General features: G+C 60.1%; 9 protein-coding genes. All 9 read left to right on the top strand.

Annotated features, from left to right (window positions below; genetic code table 11):
• Positions 1–135: 135 nt before the first annotated feature.
• The 9 genes from ACZXDY_RS01995 (at position 136) to ACZXDY_RS01955 (ending at position 12,455) form a co-directional block, all read left to right on the top strand.
• Positions 136–756: a histidine phosphatase family protein gene (locus tag ACZXDY_RS01995; protein ID WP_464344248.1), complete on the top strand. Its 621-nt coding sequence runs from the start codon at positions 136–138 to the stop codon at positions 754–756.
• A 103-nt stretch (positions 757–859) separates the two neighbouring features.
• Positions 860–1,552 (top strand): HAD family hydrolase, encoded by a 693-nt coding sequence (locus tag ACZXDY_RS01990; protein WP_464344247.1) that lies wholly within the window; start codon positions 860–862, stop codon positions 1,550–1,552.
• A 4-nt stretch (positions 1,553–1,556) separates the two neighbouring features.
• The gene (gene tal / locus ACZXDY_RS01985; protein ID WP_464344246.1) at positions 1,557–2,642 is read left to right on the top strand and encodes a transaldolase; all 1,086 of its coding nucleotides are present in this window, start codon (positions 1,557–1,559) and stop codon (positions 2,640–2,642) included.
• Between the two features lie 27 nt (positions 2,643–2,669).
• Entirely contained in the window at positions 2,670–3,377 is a 708-nt protein-coding gene (locus ACZXDY_RS01980) for an ROK family protein (RefSeq protein ID WP_464344245.1), read from the top strand.
• 12 nt (positions 3,378–3,389) lie between these two features.
• A complete protein-coding gene (gene pgi, locus ACZXDY_RS01975; RefSeq protein ID WP_464344244.1) occupies positions 3,390–5,036 on the top strand; it encodes a glucose-6-phosphate isomerase in 1,647 nt (548 codons plus the stop codon).
• Positions 5,037–5,110: 74 nt separating this feature from the next.
• Positions 5,111–6,142 carry a phosphogluconate dehydrogenase (NAD(+)-dependent, decarboxylating) gene (gnd, locus tag ACZXDY_RS01970; protein ID WP_464344243.1) on the top strand — a complete coding sequence of 344 codons (1,032 nt, stop codon included), beginning with the start codon at positions 5,111–5,113 and terminating at the stop codon, positions 6,140–6,142.
• 2 nt (positions 6,143–6,144) lie between these two features.
• Positions 6,145–7,518 carry a glucose-6-phosphate dehydrogenase gene (gene zwf / locus ACZXDY_RS01965; RefSeq protein WP_464344242.1) on the top strand — a complete coding sequence of 458 codons (1,374 nt, stop codon included), beginning with the start codon at positions 6,145–6,147 and terminating at the stop codon, positions 7,516–7,518.
• Between the two features lie 144 nt (positions 7,519–7,662).
• Positions 7,663–9,729, top strand: coding sequence for a transketolase (tkt, locus tag ACZXDY_RS01960; RefSeq protein WP_464344241.1), 2,067 nt, complete (start codon positions 7,663–7,665; stop codon positions 9,727–9,729).
• Positions 9,730–9,731: 2 nt separating this feature from the next.
• Positions 9,732–12,455 (top strand): MGH1-like glycoside hydrolase domain-containing protein, encoded by a 2,724-nt coding sequence (locus ACZXDY_RS01955; RefSeq protein WP_464344240.1) that lies wholly within the window; start codon positions 9,732–9,734, stop codon positions 12,453–12,455.
• The last annotated feature ends 18 nt before the right edge of the window (positions 12,456–12,473 follow it).

Genomic DNA, 12,473 nt, shown 5'->3' with positions numbered 1-12,473 from the left:
GCTTCTCCGAAGAAGTCGCGCTACCACTTGGTGGGTGCGGACGCGCCTTGATACGGCGTTGACCATAGAGATGCCTTGGTACGAGTGTTCTTTCCGCCGCACGCGCCGGGAGGACGAAGCTGAAGGGGCGAGACCATGAGCGCCGTCCTTCCGATCATTTGCCTTGCAAGGCATGGCGAGACCGCCTGGAGCCTCTCAGGCCAGCATACCGGCCTCACAGATTTGCCTCTCACCGAGCGCGGCGAACTCAATGCGCAGAGTTTGGGCTCGCGGTTGCAGGGTTTCACTTTCGCAAAAGTGTTCACGAGCCCCCTGAAGCGAGCGGTCCGGACGTCTGAGTTGGCTGGCTTCGGCGTCGAAGCAAAACCCGACCGCGATCTAGTGGAATGGAATTACGGCCAATACGAGGGGCGTCGCACAAAGGAGATCCATGAAGAGCGTCCCGGCTGGCAATTGTTTCGCGACGGCTGTCCGGGAGGAGAAACACCCTATCAAGTCGGCGCGCGGGCCGACCGCATCGTGGAGCGCGTTCGCAACGTCCCTGGGAACGTGTTATTGTTCTCGAGCGGACATTTTCTCCGAGTTTTGGCGGCACGCTGGTTAGGTCTCGATGCGGAGGCCGGACGATTCTTCACGCTCGACACTGCAAGCCTGAGCATACTTGGGTACGAACACGATCAGTCAGAACCAGTGATCCGGCTGTGGAATGACACCAGACACGTCGAAGGTCGATTCGCACCAGCCTTTGCGCGTTGAGATTTGGAAGCGCCCGTCGGAGTAACATAATCTTGAATATGACCCGCGCGTGTTAGGCGCGCACGCTGAGCATATTGCAGAGAGTTGCGTAGGGGTAAGACCGATGAATCAGGTCGTCTTTCTGGTCGACGTCGACAATACGCTTCTCGACAACGACCACATCCAGGCTGACATCAAGGCCCACCTCGAGCGCCAGTATGGTGCCGCCTGTCGCGACCGGTACTGGGCAATTCTCGACGACCTGTTTGTCGAACTGGGATATCGAGACTATCTTGGTGCACTGCAGCGGTACCGTGTCGAACACCCGCAGGACATGCATCTGTTGTCAATGTCTTCGTTCCTGGTCGATTACCCGTTCGCCAATCGTCTGTACCCGGGATCGCTGGATGTGCTCGAACGACTGCGTCAGTGGGGCCCGACCGTCCTTCTCACTGATGGCGACGTTGTTTTTCAACCGCGCAAGGTTGAGCGCTCCGGCCTTTCAGAGGCCGTCAACTCGCATGTGTTGATCTACATCCACAAGGAACTCGCGCTCGACGATGTCGAGTCCCGTTATCCGGCATTGCACTACGTCCTGGTAGACGACAAGCCGCGAATCCTCGCCGCGGTCAAGGAAGCCTGGGGCAGTCGCGTCACCACCGTTTTTCCCCGACAGGGACAATATGCGCATGACGCGAAGGCGCTCGCCTCCTTCGCCACACCGGACGTGACGGTGGACCGGATCGGAGACCTGCTCGACTATGATCTGGGTCGCCTGCTTGCGGCTGTCCCTCGACTCGAAGCTGTGCGGAGGTGAAGCGATGAAGGCAACGCAAAAGCTCCACGAGCTCGGACAGAGCGTTTGGCTCGACAACATCACCCGTGACCTGCTGACGAGTGGCACTTTGAAGCGCTACATTGCCGACTTGTCGCTGTCGGGGCTCACATCGAACCCGACAATCTTCGATCACGCGATCAAGAACAGCTCACACTATGATTCTGCGATCCGCAGCAAGCTGAACGAGGGAAAGTCGGGTGAGACGCTATTCTTCGAACTAGCAATCGAAGATCTAGCGCAGGCAGCCGACCTGTTCCGCCCGATTTGGGACCGCACCAATGGTGTAGACGGATGGGTCTCGCTCGAGGTCTCGCCACTCCTTGCACATGATACGGCCAGCACGATCGCAGCCGCCAGGGAGTTGCACGCACAGGCGAAGCGCCCCAACCTCTTCATCAAGATACCCGGCACCAGCGAAGGGCTGCCCGCCATCGAAGAGGCAATTTTCGCCGGCGTGCCCGTGAATGTGACCCTGTTGTTCAGCCGAGAGCACTACCGCGCCGCGGCCGAGGCATATCTGCGGGGCATCGAGCGGCGCATTGCAGCCGGTCTGAATCCAAATGTTGGCTCCGTTGCATCGGTCTTCGTCAGTCGCTGGGATGCCGCCGTCGCCAACAAGGTTCCCGCGCCTTTACACAACAAGCTGGGTATCGCAATCGCGAAACGAACATACAAGACAGCCTGCGAATTGCTCGGCTCCTCACGCTCGCGGCGTATTTACAACGAGGGTGGGCGGCCACAGCGCCTGCTATGGGCGAGCACCGGAACCAAGGATCCCGCGGCATCCGACGTCCTGTACATCAAGGCGCTGGCCGCGCCGCTCACGGTCAACACCATGCCGGAAAGCACGGTGAAAGCCCTCGCCGACCACGGAGACGTCGGAGAGATGTTGGCGGCCGATGGCGGCGACTCCGAAGAGGTGCTGGCGCAATTTGCAAAGGCCGGCGTCGATGTCGAAGCGTTAGCAGCAACGTTGCAGGACGAAGGCGCCAAGTCGTTCGTCAAATCCTGGAACGAGCTGCTGGGCGTCATCTCTGCCAAAACCGAGGTGCTCAAGAAGGCAAGCTAGGTTGCAATCGAGACGAAGGTCCTCGCAATGAATATACTGGTCGTTGACGTGGGCGGCACCCACGTCAAGATCCTTGCCTCCGGCGAAAAAGTAAGGCGAGAAATTGACTCCGGGCCGACCCTGACGGCCCGGCAGATGGTATCGAGCGTCAAGAAACTCGCCGACGGCTGGGAATATGATTTCGTCTCGATTGGCTATCCGGGCCCGGTTGTGCACGACCGGCCTGTGGCGGAACCTTACAATCTCGGAAAAGGCTGGATGGGCTTCAACTTCGCTGCGGCATTCAAACTGCCGACGAAAGTCATCAACGATGCGGCGATGCAGGCGCTCGGCAGCTACGGGGGCGGCAAAATGTTGTTCCTCGGGCTCGGAACGGGACTCGGCTCGGCGATGGTCATCGATGGCATCGTGCAGCCGATGGAGCTTGGGCACTTACCCTACAAGAAGCGGGTCTATGAGGACTATGTCGGCGCCCGCGCGCTGGAGGAGTTCGGCAAGAAAGCATGGCGGAAGCACGTCGAAGATGTCGTTGAACATCTGGTTGCGGCACTCCAACCGGAAGACGTCGTGCTGGGCGGTGGCAATGCCAAACTGTTGAAAGAACTGCCGCCATTGTGCCGGCTTGGGGATAATGCCAACGCATTCAAGGGTGGCTTCCGAATGTGGGAAGGCCCGCCAAAGGGAAAGATCACTCGCTCGCGCAAACAAACTGCGCAAGCCGCCATAGCGCGTTAACAGGAGCGATGAATGGCAACGGCCACGAAAACGGTCACCGAGCTTCCCGCGTGGAAGGACCTGTCCGCCCATTTTCAGAAGATCGGCCGGCTGCATCTGCGCGAGCTCTTTGCTCAAGACCCAAAACGCGGCGAGCGGTTGACGGTCGAGGCGGCCGGGCTCTACCTCGACTACTCGAAGAACCGGATTACCGATGAAACGCTGGCTCTGCTGTTGCAACTGGCCGAACAGACCGGGCTCCGCGCGCGGATCGATGCGATGTTCGGAGGCCAGAAGATCAACGTTTCCGAGAAGCGGGCCGTCCTGCATGTCGCGCTCCGCGCGCCGAAGGGGCAATCGATCCTGGTTGATGGCGAGGACGTTGTGCCGCAGGTCCATTCGGTGCTCGACCGCATGGCCGATTTTTCCGATCGCGTGCGCGGCGGTGCGTGGCGCGGCCACACCGGCAAGCCAATCCGCAACATCGTCAACATCGGCATCGGCGGCTCCGATCTGGGGCCGGTGATGGCCTACGAGGCGCTCAAGCATTACAGCGACCGCGCGATGACGTTCCGGTTCGTCTCCAACGTGGACGGCACCGATTTCGCGGAAGCGACCCGCGATCTCGATCCGGCCGAGACCCTGTTCATTATCTCTTCCAAGACTTTCACTACACTGGAGACCATGACCAACGCCAGGAGCGCGCGCGATTGGTCGCTCGCGGGACTTGGGGGAGACGAGAAGTCGGTCGCGAAGCATTTCGTCGCGGTGTCGACCAACGCGAAGGAAGTGACGAAGTTCGGCATCGATATCGCCAACATGTTCGGCTTCTGGGACTGGGTTGGCGGACGGTACTCCATGGACTCCGCGATCGGACTCTCGACGATGCTTGCCATCGGCCCGGACAACTTTCGCGCCATGCTCGGCGGCTTCCATGAGATGGATGAGCATTTCCGCACCGCGCCGTTCGAGCGTAACCTGCCGGTGCTGACGGGGCTGCTCGCCATCTGGTACAATAACTTCTTTGGCGCGCAGACGGTGGCGGTGCTGCCTTACGAACAATACCTGAAACGGTTCCCGGCATATCTCCAGCAGTTGACGATGGAGAGCAACGGCAAGCACGTCACGCTCGAGGGCAATCCTCTCAACTACAACACCGGTCCGATCTATTGGGGCGAGCCTGGGACCAACGGTCAGCATTCCTTCTATCAGCTCATCCATCAGGGCACCCGTCTCATTCCTTGCGACTTCATCGCGTTTCACAAGACACTCAACCATCTTGGAGAGCAGCACGACATGCTGCTCGCGAACGTCTTTGCTCAGGGCGAAGCGCTCGCATTTGGCAAGACGGCTGACGAAGTAAGGCGGGAGGGGTCTGCCGATTGGCTCGTTCCGCATCGCGTGTTCGAAGGAAACAGGCCGTCGACTACGATTCTGCTGGAACGGCTAACACCCGCGGCTCTCGGCAAACTCGTCGCGCTGTACGAGCACAACGTCTTCACGCAGGGCGCAATTTGGCAGATCGATTCATTCGACCAATGGGGCGTCGAACTCGGCAAGGTGCTGGCGCAACGCATCATCCCGGAACTCACCAATGAAGCCGAACCCAAATTCGGACACGACAGCTCGACCAACGCATTGATCCGCCGACATCGCACGTTCAGGGAGAAGTCGCACTAAATACTGATCTCGACACGCCAGGATACCTGCGCACCCGGGGGGAAGTCACACCGCGAAAAAAAGAGGAGCCACTCATGCAACTCGGGATGATCGGTCTCGGCCGAATGGGCGCCAATATGGTGCGAAGACTTGTTCGACATGGTCACCAATGTGTCGTCTTCGACATGTCGCCGAACGCCGTTGCAGAACTGGTGAAAGAGAAGGCGACGGGAAGCGCCTCTCTGGCGGATTTCGTGGCGAAGCTCGAAAAGCCGCGCGCGATCTGGTTGATGGTTCCGGCGGCAGTCGTAGATAGATCGATCGGTGATCTGCTGCCGCTGCTGGAGGCCGGCGACATTCTGATTGACGGCGGCAACTCCTACTACATCGATGACATCAGGCGTTCCAAGGAGTTGGCGCACAACGGCATCCATTATGTCGATGTCGGCACCAGCGGCGGCGTGTGGGGTCTCGAGCGCGGCTACTGCATGATGATCGGCGGCCCTGACGAGGCCATGCAGCGGCTGGATCCGATCTTCAAGACCCTCGCTCCCGGTCTCGGCGAAATCCCGCGCACCCCGGGACGAGAGCGCGCCTCCGCAGGCACTTCCGAGCAAGGCTATCTCCACTGCGGGCAGAGCGGCGCCGGTCACTTTGTCAAGATGGTCCATAATGGTATCGAGTACGGGCTGATGGCGGCGTACGCCGAGGGCCTCGGTATCCTGCGCGCAGCGAACATCGGCAAGCACGCGCACGCGGCGGACGCCGAAACAACACCGCTTCGCATTCCCGAGCACTACCAATACGACCTGAAGCTGCCCGAGATCGCAGAAGTGTGGCGGCGCGGCAGCGTGATTGCCTCGTGGCTTCTCGATTTGACAGCAACCGCGTTGCTGGAAGATCCGGCGCTGTCCAAGTTCGCTGGGCGCGTCTCCGACTCCGGCGAAGGACGCTGGACCATCGCAGCAGCGATCGACGAAGCAGTCCCCGCCCCGGTGCTGACGACGGCGCTATACGAGCGCTTCAGTTCTCGCGGCGAGGCCGATTTCCAGAACAAGCTGCTTTCGGCGATGCGCTACGAGTTCGGTGGACACTTGGAAAAGGCGGCCAATGAGAGACCGAGATAGCCATGAGCGAACCTAAATCCGACGCATTGGTGTTTTTCGGCGCGACCGGCGATCTTGCCTACAAGAAGATCTTTCCGTCGTTGCAAGCGATGCTGAAACGGGGCCACCTCGATGTGCCTGTCATCGGCGTCGCAAAGGCCGGCTGGACACTCGACCAGCTCAAGGCCCGAGTACGAGACAGCCTCGAAAAGCACGGCGGCCTCGACGCCGCTGCGTTTGACAAGCTGGCCGGCCTTTTGCGTTACGTAGACGGCGACTACGCCGATCCGAGCACGTTCGATGCCCTTCGCAAGCAGCTCGGTTCGGCACAGCGGCCGGCACATTATCTGGCGATCCCACCGGCGTTGTTTGCAACCGTAGTGGAACGGCTCGACACTGCCGATTGCACCAACGGCGCGCGCGTCATTGTGGAGAAGCCATTCGGGCATGATCTCGCCTCCGCACGCAACCTCAACAGGATTCTGCTCGCCAGATTCGACGAAGATCACATCTTCCGCATAGACCACTATCTCGGAAAACGACCTGTTCACAACATGGTCTTCTTTCGCTTCGCTAACGCGTTCCTGGAATCGTTCTGGGACCGCAAGTTCGTGAGCAGCGTGCAGATCACGATGGCGGAGAATTTCGGCGTGCAGGGTCGTGGCGCGTTCTATGATCAAACTGGCACAATTCGCGACGTGATCCAGAATCATCTGTTTCAGGTGTTGGCCAATCTGGCGATGGAACCGCCAGCCCGATCCGACAGCGAATCCCTGCGTGACGAGAAGGTCAAGGTCTTGAGATCGATTCCGCCGATCGTTGAGAACGAGCTGGTGCGCGGACAGTTTCAGGGCTACCGGCAGGAGCCTGGCGTTGCTCCGGACTCGCAAGTGGAGACGTTCGCTGCGTTACGGCTGGAGATCGACTCCTGGCGCTGGCAGGGAGTGCCATTTTATATCCGTGCCGGAAAATCGCTGCCGGTGACTTGCACGGAAGTGATCGTACGCCTTCGTGAGGCGCCGCGGATCTTTCCCCATTGCGCCGCGATACCCAATTATTTGCGGTTTCGCATCAATCCCGACATGGCCATTGCCCTTGGGACGATGGTGATGGACGAGGATGACCGAGAGGTCGGCGAGCCGGTTGAATTGTTGGCGAGCCGGCGCCCTGGCCCAGAGGAAATGGATGCGTATGAACGCGTGCTCGGCGACGCCATGAATGGCGACCGGACGCTGTTTGCACGACAGGATTATGTCGAAGAAGCATGGCGGATCGTCGATCCGGTGTTGAAGAAGGCGACTCCCGTCTACGAATACCAAGCCGGAAGCTGGGGGCCTCACGAAGTGGACAAGAATGTCACGCCACCGGGCGGCTGGCACAACCCAACGGTAGCGTAACGCAGAGAGTGAGGAATGAAGATCGAAGTGCTCCTCGATCCCCGGCTCTGTTGCTTGATGACGGCAGCCTATCGCTGACGATGCACGTACACGGCTGCCGCGCGCAGGCGGCCTGTAATCGACACCCGCGGGAGGAAATCAGCCATGACAGACGCCGAACTCGACCAGCTCGCGATCAACACCATCCGCACACTGTCGATTGACGCGGTCCAGGCCGCCAACTCGGGCCATCCCGGCACACCAATGGCGCTTGCGCCGCTCGTCTATACGCTCTGGAACCGAGTCATGCGCTTCGATCCACAGGATCCGATCTGGCCCGGCCGTGATCGCTTCGTGCTGTCGAACGGCCACGCATCGATGCTGCTGTGGTCAGTGCTCTACCTTACCCGTACGCAGGCCGTGAATGCTGAGTACGAGACGTTGGGCAGGCCTGCTGTCACCCTCGACGATATCCGGCGCTTTCGGCAGTTCGGAAGTCATGCGCCAGGCCATCCCGAATACCACCTGGTATCCGGCGTGGAGACGACCACCGGCCCGCTCGGACAAGGCATTGCGACCAGCGTCGGGATGGCAATCGCGCAGCGCTGGCTCGCTGCGCGCTATAATAAGCCGGATTTTGCCATCTTCGATTACGACATCTATGCCGTATGCGGAGACGGATGCCTGATGGAGGGCGTTGGCTCTGAAGCGGCGTCGCTCGCCGGCCACCTCGGCCTCGACAATCTGTGCTGGATCTACGACAACAACCACATCACGATAGAAGGCAGCACGCAGCTGGCGTTCACCGAAGATGTAGCCGTTCGTTTCACCGGCTATGGCTGGAATATCCTTCACGTTAATGACGCCAACGACATTGCCGGTATTGAACAGGCCTTGGCAACGTTTCGCGATACGAAAGGCCGACCGACGTTGGTGATACTCAACAGCCATATCGGATATGGCTCGCCACACCGCCACGATACGGCCGCGGCGCATGGCGAGCCGCTCGGTGTTGAAGAAGTCAAGCTCACCAAGCGCGCCTATGGCTGGCCCGAAGACTCGAATTTCCTGGTGCCTCACGGCGTTCTCGAACGCTTCGCCGCCGGCGTCGGTGAGCGAGGCGCCGAGGCGCACCGCAAATGGCAAGCTCTGTTCACTGATTACCGCTCGAAGTATGCCGCGCTGGCGACCGAGATTGATCAGATGCAACGCCGCGAGCTTCCGGCAGGCTGGGACCGCAACCTGCCGTCATTCCCGGCAGATCTGAAGGGGCTCGCGGGGCGTGAGGCGTCGGGAAAGGTTCTGAACGTTCTGGCGCAAAACGTTCCCTGGTTGATTGGCGGTTCGGCAGATCTGGGTCCATCGACCAAGACGCTGCTAACCTTTGAAGGCGCAGGCGACGTTCAGGCCGCCACACCGGGCGGCAAGAACTTCCATTTCGGCATCCGCGAACACGCGATGGCTGCAATTCTCAACGGTCTGGCACTCTCGAAGCTGCGGCCGTTCGGCGCGACCTTCCTGATTTTCAGCGACTACGCCCGGCCCGCGATACGACTGGCGGCGCTAATGGAACTACCCGTGATCTTTGCTTTTACCCATGATGCCATGGGCGATGGCGAAGACGGCCCAACGCATCAACCAATCGAGCAACTCGCTTCAATGCGGGCAATGCCGGGTATGACGCTGTTCCGGCCGGGTGACGCCAACGAAGTGGTGGAAGTCTATCGCTACGTCATGCAGCTTCGTCATCGGCCAGCCTTGCTGGTCCTGTCTCGTCAACCGTTACCGACCCTCGATCGCAGCAAATATGCATCGGCATCCGGCGTCGCACGAGGCGCCTACGTGCTTGCCGACGCTCCTGACGGTAAACCGGACATCATCTTGATTGCCACCGGCAGTGAGTTGAGCCTCGCAGCCAACGCTCATGAGAGACTTAGCCTGGATGGTATCCGCTCGCGCGTGGTCTCGATGGCTTCCTGGGATGTCTTCGAACGCGAGACGCAGGAATACCGCGACGCCGTCTTGCCGCCGGAGGTCACGGCGCGCGTTGCAATCGAGCAGGCGTCAACGTTCGGTTGGGAGCGTTACGTTGGCCCGACCGGTCGGGTCATCGGCATGCACACTTTCGGCGCCTCCGCCCCGCTGAAGGCCCTGCAGCAGGAGTTCGGATTCACCGTCGATAACGTTGTGACGACGGCCAAGGCGCTCTTGCGGCCCGCAAAAGCCACATAGCCATGAATATCCTTGAGGAGCGAAAACCGCTGTCGGCGGAGCACGCGCGGCTTCAAGATTCGTCGCCGGATACGCCTGGCAACTGGAAAACGATCGGGCCATACGTCAGCGAGCGCGCCTGGGGTACCGTGCGCGAAGACTACAGTGCCGACGGACAGGCCTGGCAATACTTCCCATACGAACATGCGCGCTCGCGCGCCTATCGGTGGAACGAGGACGGTCTTGCCGGCCTTTGCGATCGCGCGCAGCGCCTGTGTTTTGCTCTTGCCTTTTGGAATGGACGAGACCCCTTCCTGAAGGAACGTATCTTCGGTCTCGGCGGTCCAGAAGGAAATCACGGCGAAGACGCCAAGGAGTACTGGTGGTACATCGACGCAACACCGACCAGCTCGTGGCTTCGTTGGCGTTACCACTATCCGCACGCGGAGTTTCCCTACGCGTTGCTTCGGCAGGAGAACGCAAGACGCAACAAGGACGAGGTCGAATTTGAACTCGTGGATACCGGCATTTTCGAAGGGGACCGTTACTGGCAGGTCACGGCGGATTACGCCAAGGCGTCACCTGATGACATATGCATGCGCATCAGCGTTCGTAACGCGGGACCCGATCCGGCAGAGCTTCACGTGCTTCCGACTCTGTGGTTCCGCAACCGCTGGTCATGGGAGGCCGGCGTCGCGCGGCCGATGATCCGGGCGACTGCTGAAACTGGCAACATCGGCGCGATCGCTGAAGAAGAACTGCTGGGTCGCTGGCGCTTCACTGCCGGGACGGATCCGGCGGGAAAGCCGCCACGGCTGCTGTTCTGTGAGAACGAAACCAATGCCCGGTACCTGTATGATATCGCCGCTGAGCAGACGCCGTATCCAAAGGACGGCATCAACGACCACGTCGTTCACGGTGCGGCAACGGTAAATCCTGCCAAGCAGGGTACAAAAATGGCCTGCTGGTATCGCCTCGAAGTCGCTGCCGGCGAAACTGTCGCGCTCAGGCTTCGCCTCGCACGTGATGGGCACGGCCAGACTGCGAGCCCCCTCGGGGCAGACTTCGAGCGGATCCACGCCGACCGGAGCCGCGAAGCTGACGAATACTATAAAGCGCTGACCCCTGACGGCGCGAGCGAGGACGAGGCCGCAGTCATGCGGCAGGCGTTCGCTGGAATGCTGTGGGGCCAGCAGTTCTACCACTACGACGTCGCGCGCTGGCTCGACGGCGACATCATACGTCCGCCCGAGGCACGCGCGTCGGGTCGCAACGCGGGCTGGCGCCATCTCAACAACCACGACATCATCGCCATGCCCGACAAATGGGAGTATCCGTGGTATGCCTCCTGGGACCTCGCCTTCCATTGCGTGGTGCTGGCGCACATCGACCCCTCAGCAGCGAAGCATCAATTGCTGCTGCTGACGCGCGAATGGTACATGCACGCGAACGGCCAGTTGCCGGCGTATGAATGGAATTTTGGAGATGTGAATCCGCCAGTTCAGGCGTGGGCCACGCTTGCAGTGTTCCGGATCGATGGCGGCACCGATTTCGATTTTCTGGCTCGAACTTTTCAAAAGCTCCTGATCAACTTCACCTGGTGGGTAAATCGAGAAGACGCATGTGGCGACAACGTGTTCGAGGGCGGCTTTCTCGGACTCGACAACATCGGCCCGTTCGACCGCTCGCAGATGCTTCCCGACGGCGATGTCCTGGAGCAGTCGGATGGCACCGCCTGGATGGCCAAGTTCTGTCTCAACATGCTGGAGATGGCACTCCTGCTTGCCAACCATCAGCCTAGCTACGAGGACGTCGCGGTAAAGTTCTTCGAGCATTTCGCTCTCATCGCTGCCGCCATGAGCAGGCTCTGGGACGACCAAGACGGCTTTTTCTACGATCGACTTCGCAAGCGCGACGGCTCGACTTTCACGGTGCGCGCGCGTTCCATGGTGGGATTACTGCCAATCTTTGCGGCGGTACGGCTCGATGCGGCGCTGTGGGAGCGACTGCCGATGTTCCGCGAGCGCGCGCGCTGGTACATCGACAACAAGCCGCACCTTGCAGAATTCCTGCACATGCCGCCGACCAATGATCGCCCTCAGCTGATCTCGCTGGTGGGCAAGCCACGCATGAAGCGGATTCTCGCGCGTATGCTCGATGAGTCGGAATTTCTGTCGCCTTACGGGCTCCGATCGCTGTCGCGTTACCACCGCGAACATCCGCTCATTGTCAACCTGGACGGACATGTCGCTCGTCTCGACTATGAGCCGGGCGAATCTCGGACCGGACTGTTCGGCGGCAATTCGAATTGGCGCGGACCGATTTGGTTCCCGCTCAATTTTCTCGCGATCGAGTCGCTACGACATCTTCATACCAGCCTCGGCGAAGACTTTACCGTTGAACTGCCGACAGGATCAGGCAGGCAGGCAAGCCTCGAGCAAGTGGCCGAAGAACTCGAGCGTCGACTGCTCAAATTGTTTCTCCGGAACGCAGAGGGCGAGCGACCAGCGCTGGGATCAAATCCCCGCTTCCGGCGCGGCGGGGCTTGGTGCGATTTATTGCTTTTCTACGAGTATTTTCATGGCGACACCGGCGAGGGCCTTGGCGCCTCGCATCAGACCGGCTGGACCGCTCTCGCCGGTGCGCTGGTGGCTAATCGGCGTTTGCGAAATGATAGGGACGCCTGCAGATGGCGCAATATTTCACTTTGTTCATCACCTACGTCGAGCGCGAGTCAGGAGACATAAGTTTCCTAATGTGGGGTT

Source organism: Bradyrhizobium sp. LeoB3 (assembly GCF_055456055.1).
The sequence above is the reverse complement of the archived record's forward strand: the minus strand, read 5'-3'. Positions and strand labels throughout refer to the sequence as shown.